The organism is Mucilaginibacter phenanthrenivorans (genome assembly GCF_024721155.1).
GTDB lineage: Bacteria > Bacteroidota > Bacteroidia > Sphingobacteriales > Sphingobacteriaceae > Mucilaginibacter > Mucilaginibacter phenanthrenivorans.
On sequence record NZ_JAHVAP010000005.1, the window covers coordinates 378,178 to 396,665 of the forward strand.

Sequence of the window (18,488 nt, forward strand, 5' to 3'; positions counted from 1 at the left end):
CTCGAAGCATGAGCGTAATGGCCCCTGCACCATGCTTAGCACGCGGATTAGCCTCTGCGCGCGACGTGGTTCGACAAGCTCACCATGACAGGCCACCTTTAATTAATAGTCCAGTAAACCATAATAACAGTTATGCCATCATCGGTTGTTGCAAATATGGATTATGATGAAGAAAAGTCAACTTTGCGGATAACATACACCTCCGGCGCAGCATATAATTATATAGGTGTGCCCGCCGATGTTTTTGATGAAATGAAGGCAGCAACCTCGAAGGGAACATTTTTAAATTACCGGATAAAAGGCAAATACCGGTATAAAAGGATCAGGCAGGCGTAAATAATACTCGCTCTTAAATTAAAATCACAAAAGGGGTTTAATTTTTTCGGCAAACAATTATATTTGCGGCACATTTAATAATAAGCACGATGAATTCAACAGAAAACGCTAACGCAGAAGGTCACTACAAATTAATGACATTGGCTATAGTAATAGGTATAGTAGGTGTTTACCTGCGTTTTGCTGATTTTCATTACTCTTCAATGGTATCGAACATCATCCTGATCATCGGTGTGCTAATTGCGCTGAAATCAGTATTTGCGATATTGAAATAAGTCTTAAGTTCATAGTCTCAAGTCCTGAGTCTCTTTTGACTCAAGACTACCGACTTCAGACTCAGAACTCTCCCCCTACTTCCCTTTATATTTCGATCCATTCAGGATCTTTTGCGCATCCCCGTCTGCCATTAATTGTGGCAGGGTGACTTCCGGATGCTTGTCCATGTATTGCCTTACAATTTGCCAGCCTGTCCAGATAGCCAATTTTGGGGCTGACTCGTTTTTTTCCCCAAGACCAGGGGTAAACGGCGCTTCTGTTAAGTACTTCTGAATTTTGGGATAGTCGCTTTCGTACAATAAATTTTCACCCAAAAAGTAAGCCCAGATCTTCGATTTAAAATCATCACACCATTTAATCTGTGCTGCAGTATATCCAATTTTGGTACTGTCGCCCACATCAGGCAAAATCTGATCCATAAAATACATGATCTTGCCGTTATATACCATTTTCGAAAGCAGGGTTTTGCTACTGTCGGTTTCGGGGAACATATCTTCGCGGGCTATGCCCTCAACAATGCGCGGAATAATATTCTCCTTATTAAAAAACCGCGACAGGTAATGCGGATAAGCCTCTGTAAGCGCAGGGTAAAAACGTGAGTTTGCACCTAAAAACAGGTCGATACCAACGCCGATGTAATTATTGCCGATGGTGGTTTGCGCCAAAAATCCGGAATAATAGGAATACACCCGCGGCAACTGCTTTTTAGGAAAATAGTATTTGATATGCTTAAAGGCATCTGTAAGTTCCTCGTCTTGTTTATCGAGGCCGTCTTTGTAAACAGAATCCACATCGTGTTTCAGGTCATTATAAGCCTGGTTGGCAAATACCTTTCGCAGCAATTGGAAATAGGAAGTGTCCTGGATATTGATATCGCGGTCCTGTAATATCAGCCCCATAAAATCATGATAAAAAACGCCGTATTTACGTTGCAGATAGGCGGCTTGTGCGCCCATAGGTTTTGTACGCATGGCGTCAAATTCCTGGTCGAAGCGCTCAATCTTAGCTTCAAGCTGTATATTGCTTACGTCAATTGTTTTATGGCTTTTACAGGCGCTTAAGGCTACAGCAAGTAAAACGAGAAAATAAAAAGGCTTTTTAGCTTTTAAAACAGTCATTGTTTGTGCTTTGAGCAAAAATAATTTTTATTTGCATTTAAATATGCAAACGGCCTAATTAAACCGTTTGTAATCTATCCACCCAGAATAATCTACAATGAAGATCGCGTTAGCACAGCTTAATTATCATGTCGGTAACTTTGAATCAAATACTGCAAAAATTATTGAGCATATAAAAAAGGCCCGTACCAACGGCGCCGACCTGGTAGTATTTGCCGAGCTTTGTGTTTGCGGCTACCCATCGCGCGATTTTTTGGAGTTTGATGAGTTTATTGATCTTTGCGAGTCATCAGCACAAAAAATAGCTAAGGAGTGCCACGGCATTGCCTGTATCATAGGTTTGCCAACCCCTAACCACCGTACAGAGGGAAAAGACCTGAACAATTCGGCGTATTTTATTGAAGAGGGAAAGGTGATAGCAGTTGCTAATAAAGCGCTGTTACCCAATTATGATATTTTTGATGAATACCGCTATTTTGAGCCATCCACAGAGTTTAGCTGTGTGGAATTTATGGGGCACCGCATTGCGTTGACCATTTGCGAGGATCTTTGGAACACCATTGAAAATCCGCTGTATGTTACCAGGCCGATGGATATCCTGATCCAGCAGAAACCGGATGTGATGATCAACATTGCCGCTTCGCCTTTTGCCTATAACCACGACGAGGAGCGAATTGAAATTTTAAGTGATAATGCCAAACGCTACCAGTTACCGCTACTTTACGTAAACCACGTAGGTGCGCAAACGGAGCTGATCTTTGATGGCGGATCGTTAATATTTGATAACACCGGAAAACTGATCGACGAGCTGCCATACTTTGAGGAAAGCGTTGCTTATTACACTTTAGGTGATAATGGAGCTATTACCTATGAACACCCTACCACCATCAAACCTGAAAAAGTAAGTGATATTGAGCAGATTCATAGCGGTATAATTTTAGGCATTAAAGATTATTTCTATAAATCTGGATTTAAGCAGGCCATCCTTGGCTTATCCGGCGGGATTGACTCTGCCGTGGTTTGCGCTTTGGCAGCCGAGGCTTTAGGGCCTAAAAACGTAATGGCGGTGCTGCTGCCAAGCCGTTTTTCAAGTGATCATTCCATAAAGGATGCAGAAGATTTGGTTAAGAACCTGGGCTGCATGTCTGAAACCATCGCCATAAAAGATATTACGGAAGCTTTTGAAGCTACTTTGAGTCCGCAGTTTGAGGGATTGCCATTTAATATTGCAGAGGAAAATATCCAGTCGCGCAGCCGTGCTGTATTGCTGATGGCGATGTGTAATAAGTTTGGTTACATTTTATTGAACACCTCTAATAAAAGTGAAGCGGCAGTAGGCTATGGCACTTTATATGGCGATATGTGTGGCGGAATTTCCGTTATAGGCGATGTTTATAAAACACAGGTGTTCGAGTTGGCGCGTCACATCAATTTAGAGAAGGAGATCATCCCGGAAAACTCCATCATCAAACCACCATCTGCTGAATTAAGGCCGGATCAAAAGGACACCGACTCACTGCCTGAATATGATATCCTGGACAAGATCTTACAAGTGTATATAGAAGACAGGCGCTCATCAGCCGAGATCATAAAAATGGGATATGATGAAACTACCGTGCGCCGGGTTATTCGTTTGGTAAACCTTGCTGAGCATAAACGCTACCAGACCCCACCTATTTTGAGGGTTTCGCCAAAGGCATTTGGGATGGGGAGAAGGATGCCGATAGTTGGGAAGTATTTGTCGTAAAAAACAGAAGCTACCGCGAGTTTAACGTAGTGTAACTCGTGGTAGTGCAATTAGGAAGCTTTCAGCTTCCATAAAAACAACAACCGTTTTTTAATAACTCTCAAGAACCTATTACCTTAACCCCATGAGCCGCAATTATAAATTTCACAATCCGGAAGGACTTTATTTCGTAACGTTTTCGGTAGTAAAATGGATCGATGTATTTACACGACGGGAATATAAAGACATACTCGTTGATAGTCTTAAATATTGCATGGCTAACAAAGGTCTTGAATTATATGCGTGGGTTATCATGAGCAACCACGTGCATCTTATAATCAGCAGTAAAGGAAAACCAATTGGAAGTATTTTAAGGGATGTAAAAAGACATACTTCAAAAGCTATAATTAAAGCCATTGACGAAAATATACAGGAAAGCAGGCGCGGATGGATGCTTTGGTTTTTTGAGCGGGAAGGCATTCAAAATCCTAATAATGAAAACTACCAGTTTTGGCAGCAGGATGAAAATCATCCGATAGAATTATGGAGCAATGAAGTAATAGATCAAAAGCTGGATTACATTCACAACAACCCTGTTACCGCCGGTTGGGTTGACGAGCCTGAACATTATTTGTATAGCAGCGCCAGGGATTATTCAGGTGAAAAGGGATTGATTGATAATTTGACACTTCTGTACTAATGCTACCGATATTTAGTTTCGCTGCCTCGAGGTTAGCATAGCGTACCTCGTGGTAGTACATTTGGGAAGCTTTCAGCTTCCATGAATAAATATCAAAATTTGAATCAAGGTTAGATACCATGGGCTTTTTGCTCCGTAAGCTGAAAGCTTACCATATGCCGCACCACGAGTTACACTGTCGCTAAACTCGCGGTAGCGATTGAAAAAATAAAATGTTTTTTCATATCTTGTGATTTCATCACCGGCTTATGTTAAAAAATTACTTTAAAACCTCGCTGCGCTATTTTATAAACCATAAGGCATTTTCAACCATCAACATTATCGGGCTAAGCACCGGCATCTGTGTTTGCTTTTTTGCTTTGTTGTATGTGCAATTTGAATTGAGTCGTGACAGTTATAACAAGCAGGCAGATAACATTTACCGCCTGGTAACCGATGTCAAAACTCCCGTAGGTGTTAATTACGAAAGCACTTCGGCTCCCATGGCGGCGGCTGTGCAGGCAGCCTTCCCCGAGGTAAAAATTGCTACAAGGATCTTTATGGATGATATGATCATCCAAAGCAATCCAAACAATGCTGCCAAGGAGGAAATCGCTTATGCCGATGCTTCAGCATTTGATGTTTTTACGTGGCCTTTATTGCGTGGCGACGCCAAACATTTATTCGATGCTCCGTTTAATGTAGTACTAACCGAAACCGCTGCAAAAAAATATTTTGGCCATACCGATCCCATCGGGCAAACATTACTGGTTAACGGACAGGAAAAAGCTGCTGTTACCGGGATCATGAAGGACATTCCTTATAACTCGCACCTTAAGGTGGACATGCTTTTTTCCATCTCCACCTTCCAGATGGGACAGCAAACCAACTGGGCACATTTTGGATTTTATACCTACCTGCTGTTAAAACCCGGCACCGATGTTGCAAAGCTAAACGCCAAGTTGGCCGGCATCGTAAATGCCAATATGGATCAAAGCCAATCGAAATACATGTTGTCGCTGGAGCCGTTAAAAAGGGTTTACCTATATGGCAAACCGCGCGGGCACCGTACCGGTAGCTCCGAGAGCGGCAGTATAACTAATATTTATATTTTTTCCATAGTTGCTGTGTTTGTATTATTTATTGCCTGCTTTAATTTTATCAACTTAACCACGGCATTTTCCTTAAAGCGGGCAAGGGAAATTGGGGTACGTAAAGTTTTAGGCGCAACAAAAAAACAACTGATCATCCAGTTTTTTACCGACTCAGTTTTGCTTTGTTTGATAGCTTTTGTTTTAGCGTTAGGATTGGCAACTTTACTTCTGCCCACGTTCAACCAGCTTACGGGTACTACCATTGCGACGGGCATTTTCGATAACCTGTATTACATTGCCGGGTTGTTATTGATAGCGGTATTGGTAGGTTTCCTTTCCGGGTTATATCCTGCCTTATTCTTATCTGGCTTTAAGCCGATCAGCAGTTTAAAGGGACAGCTGGCTTCCGGCAGTGGCAGCCTGGTACTGCGTAAATCATTGGTAGTGGCACAGTTTGCCATTTCAATTGTGCTTATCATCTCCACTATAGTGGTTTACAACCAGCTCGACTTTATGCAGAATCAACAGTTGGGCTTTAAAAAAGCCCACCAACTGGTAATAGACTATCAATTTGACCCGCGCATAACTGATCATCCCGACCTGGTTAAACAGCAGCTTACTGCCATACCTGGAATTTCAAGTGTAAGCTACTCATCCAGTGTGCCCGGCACACCAAACAATAAAACATCAACTATAATAGCAGATAAAGATAACGCCAACCAGGATGTGCTGGCAGAAACCTATTACTTCGACAATGATTTTTTGAATCAATACGGTGTGCAGGTAATTGAAGGGCGCGGCTTTAACAAACAGATCGCGGCCGACGAAAAAGCCATGCTTATAAATGAAACAATGGCGCAGAAGCTTGGCTTTAAAACTCCCGAACAAGCTATTGGCAAAAGCTTTAAGCAATTTAAGGCTGATGGCACTATAGTCGGCGTGGTAAAGGATTTTCATTTTCACTCATCGCAGGAGTTGGTGCAGCCTTTGGCTATCAGGCCGACAACAGGCTTTTTTACCTGCCTTACGCTTGACGTAACATCTGCCCACGTTCAGCAAACGATTGCCCAGGTAGAAAAACAATGGAAGCAACTGGCACCGGGGCTACCCTTAATTTACTTTTTTGAGGATGAAGCTTACAACAAACAATATATTTCGCAGCAGCGTTTCGGCAGCTTGTTTGTTTGTTTTTCGGTTTTGGCAATATTGATCTCCTGCCTTGGCTTATTGGGCCTTTCGGCTTTCAGCACGGCTCAGCGTAAAAAGGAGATCGGCATCCGCAAGGTGATGGGCGCTTCAGTAACCAGCATTGCGGCCCTGCTTTCAAAGGATTTTGTGCAGCTAGTATTTATCGCACTTGTTATTGCTTCGCCATTGGCTTGGCTGGTCATGCACACGTGGCTGCAGGACTTTGCTTACCGCATAAATATCAGCTGGTGGGTATTTGTATTTTCAGGTGCAGCAGCAATATTGATCGCTTTGGTTACGGTTAGTTTTCAGTCTATAAAAGCAGCGCTGGTTAACCCGGTGAAGAGTTTGAAAAGCGAGTAACTCAATAACATGTCATCGCGAGGAACGAAGTAAACTCTGCACATGCTAATCAACGAAACATAAGCTATATAGTAATGCAAAATGCCGCATTCACGTCGCCACAAATATCCAGGTTCATGAATGTCCTTAGTAGAGTTTGCTTCGTTCCTCGCAATGACGCAGTAGGAAGTCACTCCCCCTTAAACCTCAATCCTACCTGCTCCCGTGCTTTATCCAGCATCGCGATCATCTGCCGCGACATGTCATAACTGACAATATTGCTTTCGATTTTGCCAGCCTTTATCAATTCACAAAAATGTTCAATTTCATAATTTAAACCGCCAGCAGTGAAAGGCTCATCGATTACAACAATCCGCCCATCCAGGTAATTGATGGTGGCTTTTGAAGGATTCCACCAGTTTTTATGGATGGTGATGTGTCCTATGGTTCCGCAAATTAGCGCATCCCCTTTTCCATGCAGATCGAAGCCAGCGTAAAGCTGTGCATAGCCATTGGTATGCAGGGTTTGAAATATCGCAAACATGTCGATCCCTGTTCCGCCAAACCGGCCCATGGTTTGCACTTGTTGAGTTTCACCCAGCCAATCAACTGCTAAAAATGCCTCGTAAATGCCTATCTGCATTATCGCGCCGCCAACGTAGTCATAACTAAAATTTGGATGGTCTCGTGGAATATCGGCCACCGACGATCCAGCTCTTACATATCCCACCGGGCCAATAGGATTAGTTATCAAATATTCCTTTAAACGGCTATATAGTGGAAAGAATGGCGGCTTCATCGCTTCCATAAACAACAAGCCCTTTGACCTTGCCGCTTCAAGTATTGGGTTTAAGATATCCAGATTAATTGCTGCCGGCTTCTCGCAAAGCACATGCTTACCGGCGTTAAAGGCCGCAAAACAATATTCCGGGTGACTATCAGGAAGTGTGGCAATGTATACAGCATCGATGTCGCTGGCAAGCAGTTCTTCAACGGTAGCGCAGGCGTGGCCACCATGCTGTTCTGAAAATGCAATAACCGTTTCAGGCCGGCGCGACCATAACGAAACCAATTCAGTACCCGGAACAGCTTTAAGTCCCTGCACAAAGCGGTGCGCAATGCGCCCGCAGCCTATAATGCCCCATTTTATCATTTCTTTTAAATACGTAGAGACGCAAAATATTGCGTCTCTACAAATGCTTTAATAAATTTTAACCTAAGACACAAAGTATTGTGTCTCTACGACTATTGGTACTGTATATAAATCGGGTGCGGCTTGTAAATCTTTAGGATCTCCTCGGGCGTTAGCATATGATGGGGCGGCAACCACGAGTCGTTTTTATAAAACAATTTGAAGCCGGTAAACTGTACCGGGTCGTGATAAACATAATCGCGGTAAGTTCCTGTCTTTAAATCGGGTGGGCCGAAACCGTCCATATCCATAACAAACTGAATTTCGGGGTGAAGCTTAATGTTTTGATAATTGGTCAGCATTTTACGGGTAAAACGGTGAACAATAAAAATTTTGGGCGGCAGGTTATATTTTTTCACCTCGTTGGCTAAGTAAGCCGAAACATAGTTAACATCTGCTGCATCGTAAGACCCTATTTTTTTGCCGGGATGGACGCCATCATGCATAGAAAATTCGGGGTCGATACCGCAATGTACGTTAGGCATTCGCCAGTATTTTTCCAGCTTGGGCAGCTCCGCCTGGATCTTGCTCAACGCTACCTGTATATCCAAAAAAAGTATGGCATGGGCCCTTTTAGCAAGGCGCACTGCGCTATCTATTTTTTTATCAGGCATCCGGTTGATATACATGTTGTCCTTACCGGCAGAACCGGAGGCCACCACTGCTATATAATGCAGCGCCGGTTGCACAGGTGTTTGCGGATCGGCTTTCTCCCAATGTTTTACTTCTCCATGCAGTTTGGCCAGCATTTCGTCTGGCGGCAGTTCGCCCAGGATGCCCATTTTTTTAGCGGACAGGTTACCATAATAGGCGATAACGCGTTTAAAGGGTAAAATAGCACCAGGCAAAGGGTAAGGGGCCTTTTTTACAGGCCATTTCCCGGTAGTATCGCCGTTGGCCAGTTTTTTCATCAACGAATCGTAAAGTTTTTTATCTAGAGGCGGATAAACAACTTTTGCAGGAACAGTATCCTCAGCAGCTGCCGCTACTTTTTTAGTGGTGTCCTTCGCAGCGGCAGACTTGTCTTTTGAACCGGCGGCCGGCTGACTGCAATTTGAAAACAGCATTAATGTGGGTAGTAGAAATGCAGATAGAATAATGTTTCTCACTTTCATTTTGATAGATTTTTGCTTGTAACAGTGTTGTTGCAAATTAACACCTTTTTTGCCGCGAATATGGCTAAAATTATTAACAATTTACCCGACTGATTTGAGTTTTTGACTGATATTTAGGCATATCAGTTTTCTCCTCAACTAATCTCTAACCTCTGGTCTCCAGTCTCTAAACCGAAGCTTTAAAGAATTTCCCAAACACACCCAGCGGTAGTTTTGACCCCGCGGTTGCCTGCAGGTAAAGTTCTCCGGTTTCCAGGTTTTGAACTTGGGGGTAGGCGCTTTTGATGAGGTTTTCAATTATTACCGATGAAAAGCCGAGAGAATAAGTGTTTAAAATCAGGAAGTGTTCTTCCGGATCGAGCAGCTGGATAACCTCGTCCATCATCTCGTTGATGTTATCTTCCAGCTTCCATTTTTCGCCATTAGGGCCATGGCCGTAGGCGGGGGGATCAAGGATGATGCCGTTATATTTTTTTCCACGTTTCAATTCGCGCTTCACAAATTTTAGGGCATCTTCAACTACCCAGCGGATATTGGTTAAGCCCGAGAGTTCCTGGTTTTCATTGGCCCAGGTAACCACTTGCTTTATGGAGTCAACGTGTGTTGTATCTGCCCCCGCTGCCTGCGCAATAAGTGACGCACCGCCGGTATAAGCAAACAGGTTAAGCACTTTGGGCTCGGGTGTTTTAAACTTCTTTATGTTTTGGGTGATATAATCCCAGTTAACAGCCTGTTCGGGGAAGATCCCAAGATGTTTAAATGAAGTTAATGCCAACCGGAATTTAATGCTTGCTTCAGGATTTTTATATTCAATATGCCAGCGATCGGGAGTGGCAGGATTTTTCTTTAGCCATTCACCAGATGTTGCCGAGCGGCCCTTAAATTTTATATGGTGCAGGCGCTGCCATTCAGCATTGCTCAAAGCTTTGCTCCATACTGCCTGCGGCTCCGGGCGAATGAGGATCACATTGCCAAAACGCTCCAGCTTTTCAAAGTCACCGCAATCAATCAGTTCGTAATCTTTCCAGTGGGTGGGTGTAAGTAGTTGGATCATGGTTTTGGAAGTCCGTAAAGTCGGAAAGACCGAAAGTCCGGAAGATGCTTTTAGTTAGTAATTAAACAAGCCGCAAAGTTAAATAATCTTTTCCTCTTTCGGACTTCCCGACTTTACTGACTTTCGGACTTAACTACAATTTCTCTTTCGCTGCCTGCATAAACTTACTGGCGAACACAAATGAATTGAGCTCTTTGTTATCGGTATGGGCAATTTCGTGGTTCGATCCTTCCCACCATTTTTGGCCGTTGTGCAAAAACACAATATGATCGCCAATGCCCATAACCGAGTTCATATCGTGGGTAACAATAACGGTGGTTATTTTATATTCCTCGGTGAGCTCATTGATCAGCTCATCAATAAGAATAGATGTTTTAGGGTCAAGCCCGGAATTGGGCTCATCAACAAACAGGTATTTTGGCTGCATGGAGATGGCGCGTGCAATGCCCACCCGCTTTTTCATCCCACCCGATAATTCAGATGGATACAGTTTATTTTTACCTTCAAGGTTTACCCTCTTCAGGCAAAAATTGGCGCGATCGAGCTTTTCTTCTTTTGATTGTTGAGTAAACAAGTTAAGAGGGAACATGATATTTTCCTCAACCGTCATTGAATCAAATAACGCTGAGTTTTGGAAAAGCATCCCAATTTCTGTGCGGATAGGTACACGCTGTGTAAAATCCATCTCCGTAAAATTTTCATCGTTAAAAAAGACCTGCCCCTTTGTAGGGTCATGTAAACCTACAATACATTTAAGCAGCGTGGTTTTTCCGGAACCGGACCCGCCAATAATGAGGTTATTTTTACCTGCAACAAATTTGGCACTTATCCCCTTCAGCACTTCGTTTTCACCAAATGTTTTATAAATATCCTTTACCTCGATCATAGCATTAAACGTGTTATAACCAAATCGGCAAATAATATCATCACACAACTGTATACTACACCGCGGGTAGCCGATTGGCCTACTTCAAGCGCGCCGCCTGATGTATAAAACCCCTGGTAGGCACAAATAGAAGCAATAATAAAACCAAAAACAGCAGCCTTAACCAATGCAACCCTAACGGTTAACCCGTTAAAACCGCCTTGTACACCTGCAATGTAATCAGCAGGACTAACGTCGCCTGATAAAATGCATGCAATCCAGCCACCTGTAATCCCCAGGGCAATAGAGGCAATCACCAGCAATGGCACCATTGTTACGCCTGCAATAATTTTAGGTGCTATTAGGTATCCGGGGGCATTTACCCCCATAATTTCAAGCGCGTCAATTTGCTCGGTAACCCGCATAGTGCCTATTTGCGAGGCAATGCTCGATCCTACCCTGCCGGCCAAAACCAGCGAGGATATGGTTGGGCTAAACTCTAATATGGTTGAGTCGCGGGCAATGCTGCCGGCTATACTACGCGGCACTAACGGGCTGGATAGCTGGAAGGCTACTTGTATTGTTGTGGCTGCACCAATAAACAGGGATATGATACTGATGATACCCAATGACCCGATTCCCACGGAAACCATTTCGCGCATAACCTCGGCCCAGTAAACTTTAAATTTTTCGGGTTTTCGGAAACTTAAATTAAGTAAGAGTATATATTTTCCTAAGCTTTGAAACATTTAGTAATTAAATTCGGCTAAAAATACGGTTTTAAGCAATATGGTGCATTACCATCGCCGTGTTATTTAACATTATGCGTTTTGATGACTTTTGGATGTTTAAATACATTTCGTATTACAACTAAATATCAGGAAGATGGTTTGAGGTTCGTTAATAATAACTTAGACCATAAGTCGTTATTAGCTCACGATTTGTAAGAATTATGCGATAGGTGGTCAATAGGACTAAATCCGATATTACAATTCGTATATTTGCCCCGGAATTTTTTAAATGAAACAAGCACACCATTTTTTACGGAACCTCATATTATCAATAATTGACTTCTTTTATTCTCCGTTTAAAAAAATCATTCCTTTAAAAACATTCAGGTACGCTGCAGCCGGCGGAGCTAATACGGTGTTTGACATTGTAATATTTTCGTTTGCTTATAACTTCGTTTTTAAAAAGCATAATTTCGAAATCTTTAATTTTACATTAAGCCCGCATATAGCAGCAATGGCATTTGCCTTCTGTTTTAGCCAACCGACGGGTTTTTATTTAAACAGGTATGTGGTATTCCAAGATACGGGCCTTAACCGCAGGAGCCAACTTATTCGTTATCTGATTGTAGTGTTCATCTGTATCATTTTCAATTACCTGCTCCTAAAGGTATTTGTTGATTATTTTGGATGGTACCCTACCCCGGCTAAAATTGCCACAACATTCCTGGTCATTATTTTTAGTTATAGCAGCCAAACGTATTTCTTTTTTAAGACGAAAAAGTAACCGGCAAAACTCATTCGTTACTAAGATATTCCAACAGGTTTAGTGAGGCATAGCTTGTGGCTTAGCATTGCGTATGCCTTAAACTTACCTTCCTGTTTTTTTCACCGTTATTTTTCCACTGTTTACCGAAAATATATCCCGCTTTACCAAAAGCCATAACAGGCATCCTTATTTATAAGGTAGATTTGATATATCAATTAAAACATTGAGATTTTTAGATATTATTGTTTGATCAAACATCAAACTTTAACATAAAATAAAATGAAAAACGCGCTAATAACAGCATCAACAAAGGGAATGGGCCGGGCAATAGCAATTGCCTTTGCAAAGGAGGGGATCAACCTTGCCGTTTGCTCAAGGAACGCGTCCGATCTTGATGCCTTTAAAAGCGAATTATCAGCCATAAACCCGAACATAAAAATTGTTACTTCAGTTACCGACGTAAGCATAAAACAACAGTTGCTTGACTTTGCCGCTGCTGCTGAAGCGCAACTAGGCGCCATCGGTATAATTGTAAACAACGCCGGCATTTATGAATATTCAAGCATATTGGATGATGCCGACGGAACGCTTGAAAAACATGTAAACACCAACCTTGCTCCGGCCTATGAATTGTACCGTTATTTCGGTAAAAAAATGATAAACGCATGCGATGGACATATTTTCAACATCTGTTCGGTAGCCTCGTTAAGTCCTATTGCTGAGGCTGGTACATACAGTGTAACAAAATATGCGCTGTTAGGTCTTAACAAGGTAATGCGTACAGAAATGCAGCCGCATGGGATAAAGGTAACTGCAGTTATTCCGGGCTCAACCTTAACCGACTCGTGGAAGGGAACGCAGGTTGACAAGGATAAAATGGTTTTACCCGAAGACGTTGCATCGGCCATTGTCAACATTTACAAAATGAGCAGCGGGGCAAACGTAGATGAAATAGTAATAACACCAACATACGGTCAAATATAAATCAACTCAAAAAACAACATAAAATGAACAAGAAACTATATCGTGATGAATACCACAAAGTGTTAGGTGGTGTTTGCGCAGGCCTCGCTGAATATTTCGAAATGGACGTTACCATCGTTCGTTTACTATTGGTTGGGTCCGTTTGCCTGGCAGGTGTAGGCGTTATTCCCTACATCGTATTATGGATAGTATTACCCAGGAAAGGCTATTTATACAGTAATTTTAATAACCCAACGGTTGACTATACCGTTCCACCGCAACAACCCGGTGGCCAGTTTAACAATCCGCAACAAGGCGCGAACCCATTCGGTGGAAACCCGTTCGGCGGCAATCCTTATGGAGGCAACCCGTTCAGCGAAAACCCGATTGAAAACGTTCCAAAGCAAAAATCACATGCCGGCATTATTGTGGGCACCGTTCTGATACTTATTGGCGGCTTCATCCTGATTGACGAATACGACCTGATCCCTGATTTTGATTTCGGCAGGTTATGGCCCCTGATATTAGTTATTGCCGGCTGTGCCCTGCTCCTGTCAGGTCAGCAAAATGACGCCTGGCACAAGCATAACCTGAAAAATGCCGATAAAAATGATAACGATACTACAGCCGATGCCGCTCCACAGTCCGACAGCACAAACAATATATAATTACAGCCCACACAAAGGCTAACCTTTAAATTGAAACAAGATGAAAAATGATAAAATAATTCCCGGACTTATACTGGTGCTGATAGGCGCAGCCATCCTGCTTAGTAATTATGGATACCTGCATTTCCACTTTTACAATATCATACACTTGTGGCCGATATTCTTAGTAATTGCAGGCGTAAACCTGGTGTTTGCACATAACCGTACTATTTGGGCTACTATTGCAAAAATATCGGTAGTGGTAGTTGGTGTAGGATTGTTGTTATTTGGCGACTTTGGCGACCGTTACAATTTTTGGCCCCGCCATGGTAACTTTAGCTATCACAATGATGACAACGATAATGACAGCAGCAACAACGATAACAATGACGATGACGACAATAACGACGATTTCAGAACTACCGGTAAGGGCACTTTTAACACGCCATATAACGCTGGAATAAAACTTGCCCGTCTTAACGTGAGCGGCGGCGGAACTGCGTACAACCTGTCAGACACTACCAACCAGCTATTTAGTGCATATACGAACGAAACTAATGGCAGGTACAATTTCACTACAAACAAGGCCGACTCTGTATTTGATGTTAACTTCAAAATGGCCGATCATAAAACTTTAAATTTCGATTCAGATAAGAACAAGGTTGAAATGCGGTTAAACCCGACCCCTATCTGGGATATAAATGTAGAAACAGGTGCAGCCAGCGTTGAGTTCGACTTAACAAAGTTTAAAGTGAGAAACCTTAAAATACACGGCGGCGCGGCGTCATTCAACGTAAAATTAGGTCAGCCTTTGTTATTAACCGACGTTGAAATTTCAACAGGGGTATCAGGAGTTGACGTTAGCATACCAGAAAGTGCTGCCTGCAGCATCGAAACTGATTCGGGCTTATCAGGTAACGATTTTGAGGGCTTCAACAAAACCCGCGACAATAATTACGAAACTCCAAATTTCGCTGCAGCAAAAAATAAGATCCATATTCATATCAGTGGCGGCTTGTCAGGCTTTAATGTAAGCAGATACTAGTTCGACTGTTGTAAAGTTGAAACGTTTGAAGGTTGAAATGTTGTAGCAATGATTATTCTTTGCCGAACATTTCAGCCTTTAATCATTAGTGATGGTTTTATCCTTAAATTTGATTTGCAATGGAACCTTTCAACTTTACAACATTTCAACCTTCCAACAATCAGTATATTCTCGTAATAGGCGGCAAGCCGCAGGGGCCATTCACAATTGAGCAGTTAAGGGAACACAAAATAAAACCCGGCGATTTTTTAAAAACTGCCGCTATGGACGATTATAAGGAGGCGCATGAAATACCTGAGTTGCGTGAACTTTTTGGATTCAGCAAACAGGCGCTGATCCCCCAATACTTTGGCAACTTTGATCAGCGGTTAATGGCCGCGGCACTCGATTGGTTTTTTGTTTCGGGTGTATGCACCATCATTACATTTTTTGTCGTAATTTTTATTAACGATAGGGCAACGCGGCTAATCGTCACATTCAGCCTTTTTGCTGTTATCCCTATGATAAAACTGGTTTACCAAATAATAATGGAATCTTCTGCAAAACAGGCCACCTACGGCAAGCAGATCCTTAATATTAAAGTTTGTGATATGCAGGGCGAACGGATAAGCCCGGGCCGGGCAATAGCAAGAAACCTGGCAAAGCTCGTATCGGTATCAACTTTATTTATAGGCTACCTGCTCAGCTTTTTTAGTAAACAACAGCAATGTTTGCACGATATGATAGCGGGCACGCTGGTAATGAAGGATAGGTTATTTTAAAGAAGTTCATAGTTCATGGTAGAAAAACAGTGGTAAATTCCGGCTATGAACTATGATCTATTAACCATGAACTTTATTCTCTCTCCTCACTACATAGCTCCCTACAAAATCATCGTGCCATCCCTGGCGGTGCTCATCCCACAAAACACGTAAAAAACCAAGGTAAAATAATACACGCGACAATACCTTAAAGATATTCCGCTTCAGCGCGCTGTACAGGCGAATCTTTCCCCCATCAACGTCAACAACCACCAGACCGCAAATTCTTTTACCGATGCTACCCTTCATGAGGCTATATTCGCAAATGGTGTTATAAATAATAATTACAATATGAAAAGCCACGACTGCCATAAACATTTGCATCGGCGAGTGGTAATCAATATCCCCCTTTAAAGCCAGTTCATAAAACAATAAAAGCAACGGGATCTCCACTAAAATGAAATCAATTATATAGGCCAGCAACCGCGACCAGAACGATGCCAGGTTGCTTTTGGCAGGGAAGTAAATCCCTCTTTTCTCAAAATAAGCGTACAGTTCGGGGATATCGCAGGCATCCGCCCAGGTACTTGTATTTGGCCGCAAAATAGGGGTATCGATATCAAGTTGCAATCCTATTAGCTCTTCGTAAGTAAAGGGTCCTAATCTCATTCCATATTGCACAAAGTAATAGTCATCGATCATGCCGGCCCCATCCTTTTTAAAGTTTCACCACGTACGTTTTAGCAAGCATATCATGCAATGCCTGGCGGTGCTCGGTAAAAAGTATACTTACAAATCCCAAATAAACTATAAAGATAGATATGGCCTTCCCAAAGCTCCTTAAAAAAGCATTGACAAAACTAAGGCGTTGACCGTCGATATCAACCACCACCAGCTTGCACACCTTTTTACCAAGGCTTCCCTGTAGTGACGACGCTTCGCAAACTGAATTATAAATTATCAACGTTATTCCAAACACCAGTTGCATCAGCAGTAATTCGCTTCGCGGTGCCTTAACAAAATCATCGTACGATTTTAAAATATGAATGATTCCCCGTTCGGCCATCGCGCTTAAAATAAAGCTAAGCACAATAGTTAAAATGATATAATCAATTATCCAGGCAACAAGCCGCCAGGCAAACGACGCTAGGTTATCGCCGGTTGGCAAATAAATGCCCCTGGCCTCAAAATAGGGATAAAACTCCGGCAGGTCGCAGGCGTCCTGCCAGGTATCGGCTAAGGGTGACAGGATTCTTGTATGAATGTCAAGATCCATTTGCATTACTTCATCAATGCTGAATGGGCCTAGTTGCTCGTTATCCTCTAAAATATAATATACGTGTTCCATCAATAATTAAGTACGGTTGAAGTTATAAAATAACAGGTATATTTTGTTGTTTATCGTTTCAATAACAAAAAACACAACCTGAGGTTGTAAAGTTACGCCGATTAACCGCAAAGCGGTTAAAGTCCGGTTTATTTTATCCGGGCAAATTTCTTAATATCAAACTACCCGGCTCAATAAAATGTTTAATTTTATTGAACGCCAATTGCGGGGACGAAGTTTACAATTGTATTTTAAACCATGCCATACATATGCCCAAAATGCGAACGGGAGTTGCTTAACGAGCAGCAACGCCACTATTGTGCTAAAATAAGTCTCGATGATTTGTTTAAGGGCAAAAGCGATGAACTGTTGTTATTATTCGATAAACTTTTGGCTGAAGTTGCCGATTGGCCCTATGTTTTAGTAGGTACAACCCCAAATTGCATCACGTTTGTACACCGCCAAACGTTCTTCGTTATCCGCCCCATGCAAAAACAGCTCGACCTGAAATTCTATTCTGCCAAGCCGATTGAAATGCCACAGATAGTAAAAACGACAGCAACCGCCGGCAGATATCAGAACAACATCAGGCTAAGCAATACCAATGAATTAAGGCCTCAGCTTTTTGGATGGATAAGGGATTCGTATGATTTATTATAATTTCAAGTATTTTCAGAAGCCCTGTGTAATAAAAATCAAAACTATTAGCACTGGTATGGAAGCCAATGCCGTAATCCACCTGTAAAGCTTTTTATTTGCAGACCTAAACGACTTTATTATTAAAATAAACAGGTACATCACTGACAACAAAAATACCAGCACAGGAAAATAAGAAATTAAGTCTCCATGATTCCATCCGGAGCTGTCGTACCTTAACGCGGCCTGGTGCATCTTATATAAAAATGCAAACGTTCCTGCCCATATCACACTATAAATGGTGAAAAATATAATTGCTGTAGTTTTCTCGTTGGGACCGGTTACATAGTTCATAATTGCAAAATAATAAAAAAAGGGCACAGTCCTAAAACCATGCCCTTTTCTATCTTGAACCTTGTCTCAAACGCTGCCGCGAGTTTGGCGATCAGCGTAACTCGTGGTATAACATTTGGGAAGCTTTTAGCTTCCCAAAATAAACATCAAATTGAAACGACTTTCGGATAACATTGGCTTTCTGCTCAGTAAGCTGGAAGCTTACCATATGCCGCACCACGAGTTACGCTGATCGCCAAACTCGCGGTAGCAAACAACAAAAGGGCATGATCTGGAGATCATACCCTTTGTGTA

General features: G+C 42.3%; 20 protein-coding genes. 11 read left to right on the forward strand and 9 right to left on the reverse strand.

Going from position 1 to position 18,488, the window contains the following annotated elements:
* Window positions 1–132 precede the first annotated feature (132 nt).
* Window positions 133–336 carry a KTSC domain-containing protein gene (locus tag KXD93_RS13840; protein WP_258137728.1) on the forward strand — a complete coding sequence of 68 codons (204 nt, stop codon included), beginning with the start codon at window positions 133–135 and terminating at the stop codon, window positions 334–336.
* 89 nt (window positions 337–425) lie between these two features.
* Entirely contained in the window at window positions 426–611 is a 186-nt protein-coding gene (locus KXD93_RS13845) for a hypothetical protein (RefSeq protein WP_258137729.1), read from the forward strand.
* A 75-nt stretch (window positions 612–686) separates the two neighbouring features.
* Here the strand turns inward: KXD93_RS13845 and gldB are convergent, their stop codons facing one another.
* Window positions 687–1,730 carry a gliding motility lipoprotein GldB gene (gldB, locus tag KXD93_RS13850; RefSeq protein WP_258137730.1) on the reverse strand — a complete coding sequence of 348 codons (1,044 nt, stop codon included), beginning with the start codon at window positions 1,728–1,730 and terminating at the stop codon, window positions 687–689.
* A 97-nt stretch (window positions 1,731–1,827) separates the two neighbouring features.
* Here gldB and KXD93_RS13855 point away from each other — a divergent pair, with 97 nt between their 5' ends.
* The 3 genes from KXD93_RS13855 (at window position 1,828) to KXD93_RS13865 (ending at window position 6,780) form a co-directional block, all read left to right on the forward strand.
* A complete protein-coding gene (locus KXD93_RS13855; protein ID WP_258137731.1) occupies window positions 1,828–3,477 on the forward strand; it encodes an NAD+ synthase in 1,650 nt (549 codons plus the stop codon).
* A 124-nt stretch (window positions 3,478–3,601) separates the two neighbouring features.
* On the forward strand, window positions 3,602–4,156 hold the full coding sequence (locus KXD93_RS13860; RefSeq protein ID WP_258137732.1) for an REP-associated tyrosine transposase: 555 nt from the start codon (window positions 3,602–3,604) through the stop codon (window positions 4,154–4,156).
* Window positions 4,157–4,404: 248 nt separating this feature from the next.
* Entirely contained in the window at window positions 4,405–6,780 is a 2,376-nt protein-coding gene (locus KXD93_RS13865; RefSeq protein WP_258137733.1) for an ABC transporter permease, read from the forward strand.
* Window positions 6,781–6,949: 169 nt separating this feature from the next.
* On the opposite strand, the gene KXD93_RS13870 is transcribed toward KXD93_RS13865, so the two are convergent.
* The 5 genes from KXD93_RS13870 to KXD93_RS13890 form a co-directional block, all read right to left on the reverse strand.
* Window positions 6,950–7,912 carry a Gfo/Idh/MocA family protein gene (locus KXD93_RS13870; RefSeq protein ID WP_258137734.1) on the reverse strand — a complete coding sequence of 321 codons (963 nt, stop codon included), beginning with the start codon at window positions 7,910–7,912 and terminating at the stop codon, window positions 6,950–6,952.
* A gap of 92 nt (window positions 7,913–8,004) precedes the next feature.
* Complete coding sequence (locus tag KXD93_RS13875; protein ID WP_258137735.1) at window positions 8,005–9,066, reverse strand: hypothetical protein; 1,062 nt, start codon at window positions 9,064–9,066, stop codon at window positions 8,005–8,007.
* Between the two features lie 166 nt (window positions 9,067–9,232).
* The gene (locus KXD93_RS13880) at window positions 9,233–10,120 is read right to left on the reverse strand and encodes a class I SAM-dependent methyltransferase (protein WP_258137737.1); all 888 of its coding nucleotides are present in this window, start codon (window positions 10,118–10,120) and stop codon (window positions 9,233–9,235) included.
* 133 nt (window positions 10,121–10,253) lie between these two features.
* Complete coding sequence (locus KXD93_RS13885; RefSeq protein WP_258137738.1) at window positions 10,254–11,006, reverse strand: ABC transporter ATP-binding protein; 753 nt, start codon at window positions 11,004–11,006, stop codon at window positions 10,254–10,256.
* Window positions 11,003–11,734, reverse strand: coding sequence for an MlaE family ABC transporter permease (locus tag KXD93_RS13890; protein WP_258137739.1), 732 nt, complete (start codon window positions 11,732–11,734; stop codon window positions 11,003–11,005). Before KXD93_RS13890 ends, KXD93_RS13885 begins: the two co-directional genes overlap by 4 nt.
* A 271-nt stretch (window positions 11,735–12,005) precedes the next feature.
* On the opposite strand from KXD93_RS13890, the gene KXD93_RS13895 reads away from it, so the two are divergent.
* The 5 genes from KXD93_RS13895 to KXD93_RS13915 all read left to right on the forward strand — a co-directional run bounded on the left by KXD93_RS13895 (window position 12,006) and on the right by KXD93_RS13915 (window position 15,898).
* On the forward strand, window positions 12,006–12,500 hold the full coding sequence (locus KXD93_RS13895; RefSeq protein ID WP_258137740.1) for a GtrA family protein: 495 nt from the start codon (window positions 12,006–12,008) through the stop codon (window positions 12,498–12,500).
* Between the two features lie 261 nt (window positions 12,501–12,761).
* Complete coding sequence (locus tag KXD93_RS13900) at window positions 12,762–13,466, forward strand: SDR family NAD(P)-dependent oxidoreductase (protein ID WP_258137741.1); 705 nt, start codon at window positions 12,762–12,764, stop codon at window positions 13,464–13,466.
* 23 nt (window positions 13,467–13,489) lie between these two features.
* A complete protein-coding gene (locus tag KXD93_RS13905) occupies window positions 13,490–14,113 on the forward strand; it encodes a PspC domain-containing protein (RefSeq protein WP_258137742.1) in 624 nt (207 codons plus the stop codon).
* Between the two features lie 40 nt (window positions 14,114–14,153).
* Window positions 14,154–15,137: a toast rack family protein gene (locus tag KXD93_RS13910; RefSeq protein ID WP_258137743.1), complete on the forward strand. Its 984-nt coding sequence runs from the start codon at window positions 14,154–14,156 to the stop codon at window positions 15,135–15,137.
* Window positions 15,138–15,256: 119 nt separating this feature from the next.
* Window positions 15,257–15,898 carry an RDD family protein gene (locus KXD93_RS13915; protein WP_258137744.1) on the forward strand — a complete coding sequence of 214 codons (642 nt, stop codon included), beginning with the start codon at window positions 15,257–15,259 and terminating at the stop codon, window positions 15,896–15,898.
* A gap of 60 nt (window positions 15,899–15,958) precedes the next feature.
* On the opposite strand, the gene KXD93_RS13920 is transcribed toward KXD93_RS13915, so the two are convergent.
* Together KXD93_RS13920 and KXD93_RS13925 are read right to left on the reverse strand one after the other, a co-directional pair.
* Window positions 15,959–16,579 (reverse strand): RDD family protein, encoded by a 621-nt coding sequence (locus KXD93_RS13920; protein ID WP_258137745.1) that lies wholly within the window; start codon window positions 16,577–16,579, stop codon window positions 15,959–15,961.
* 16 nt (window positions 16,580–16,595) lie between these two features.
* On the reverse strand, window positions 16,596–17,225 hold the full coding sequence (locus KXD93_RS13925) for an RDD family protein (RefSeq protein WP_258137746.1): 630 nt from the start codon (window positions 17,223–17,225) through the stop codon (window positions 16,596–16,598).
* Window positions 17,226–17,462: 237 nt separating this feature from the next.
* Here KXD93_RS13925 and KXD93_RS13930 point away from each other — a divergent pair, with 237 nt between their 5' ends.
* Window positions 17,463–17,864 (forward strand): DUF5655 domain-containing protein, encoded by a 402-nt coding sequence (locus tag KXD93_RS13930; protein ID WP_258137747.1) that lies wholly within the window; start codon window positions 17,463–17,465, stop codon window positions 17,862–17,864.
* A gap of 12 nt (window positions 17,865–17,876) precedes the next feature.
* Here the strand turns inward: KXD93_RS13930 and KXD93_RS13935 are convergent, their stop codons facing one another.
* A complete protein-coding gene (locus KXD93_RS13935) occupies window positions 17,877–18,194 on the reverse strand; it encodes a hypothetical protein (RefSeq protein WP_258137748.1) in 318 nt (105 codons plus the stop codon).
* Between the last annotated feature and the right edge of the window lie 294 nt (window positions 18,195–18,488).

What these genes read in the sequence shown, in the direction of transcription:
- KXD93_RS13840 (WP_258137728.1), top strand. Translation starts at nt 133, where the DNA reads ATGCCATCATCGGTTGTTGCAAATATGGATTATGATGAAGAAAAGTCA.
- KXD93_RS13845 (WP_258137729.1), top strand. Translation starts at nt 426, where the DNA reads ATGAATTCAACAGAAAACGCTAACGCAGAAGGTCACTACAAATTAATG.
- gldB (WP_258137730.1), bottom strand. Translation starts at nt 1,730, where the DNA reads ATGACTGTTTTAAAAGCTAAAAAGCCTTTTTATTTTCTCGTTTTACTT.
- KXD93_RS13855 (WP_258137731.1), top strand. Translation starts at nt 1,828, where the DNA reads ATGAAGATCGCGTTAGCACAGCTTAATTATCATGTCGGTAACTTTGAA.
- KXD93_RS13860 (WP_258137732.1), top strand. Translation starts at nt 3,602, where the DNA reads ATGAGCCGCAATTATAAATTTCACAATCCGGAAGGACTTTATTTCGTA.
- KXD93_RS13865 (WP_258137733.1), top strand. Translation starts at nt 4,405, where the DNA reads ATGTTAAAAAATTACTTTAAAACCTCGCTGCGCTATTTTATAAACCAT.
- KXD93_RS13870 (WP_258137734.1), bottom strand. Translation starts at nt 7,912, where the DNA reads ATGATAAAATGGGGCATTATAGGCTGCGGGCGCATTGCGCACCGCTTT.
- KXD93_RS13875 (WP_258137735.1), bottom strand. Translation starts at nt 9,066, where the DNA reads ATGAAAGTGAGAAACATTATTCTATCTGCATTTCTACTACCCACATTA.
- KXD93_RS13880 (WP_258137737.1), bottom strand. Translation starts at nt 10,120, where the DNA reads ATGATCCAACTACTTACACCCACCCACTGGAAAGATTACGAACTGATT.
- KXD93_RS13885 (WP_258137738.1), bottom strand. Translation starts at nt 11,006, where the DNA reads ATGATCGAGGTAAAGGATATTTATAAAACATTTGGTGAAAACGAAGTG.
- KXD93_RS13890 (WP_258137739.1), bottom strand. Translation starts at nt 11,734, where the DNA reads ATGTTTCAAAGCTTAGGAAAATATATACTCTTACTTAATTTAAGTTTC.
- KXD93_RS13895 (WP_258137740.1), top strand. Translation starts at nt 12,006, where the DNA reads ATGAAACAAGCACACCATTTTTTACGGAACCTCATATTATCAATAATT.
- KXD93_RS13900 (WP_258137741.1), top strand. Translation starts at nt 12,762, where the DNA reads ATGAAAAACGCGCTAATAACAGCATCAACAAAGGGAATGGGCCGGGCA.
- KXD93_RS13905 (WP_258137742.1), top strand. Translation starts at nt 13,490, where the DNA reads ATGAACAAGAAACTATATCGTGATGAATACCACAAAGTGTTAGGTGGT.
- KXD93_RS13910 (WP_258137743.1), top strand. Translation starts at nt 14,154, where the DNA reads ATGAAAAATGATAAAATAATTCCCGGACTTATACTGGTGCTGATAGGC.
- KXD93_RS13915 (WP_258137744.1), top strand. Translation starts at nt 15,257, where the DNA reads ATGGAACCTTTCAACTTTACAACATTTCAACCTTCCAACAATCAGTAT.
- KXD93_RS13920 (WP_258137745.1), bottom strand. Translation starts at nt 16,579, where the DNA reads ATGATCGATGACTATTACTTTGTGCAATATGGAATGAGATTAGGACCC.
- KXD93_RS13925 (WP_258137746.1), bottom strand. Translation starts at nt 17,225, where the DNA reads ATGGAACACGTATATTATATTTTAGAGGATAACGAGCAACTAGGCCCA.
- KXD93_RS13930 (WP_258137747.1), top strand. Translation starts at nt 17,463, where the DNA reads ATGCCATACATATGCCCAAAATGCGAACGGGAGTTGCTTAACGAGCAG.
- KXD93_RS13935 (WP_258137748.1), bottom strand. Translation starts at nt 18,194, where the DNA reads ATGAACTATGTAACCGGTCCCAACGAGAAAACTACAGCAATTATATTT.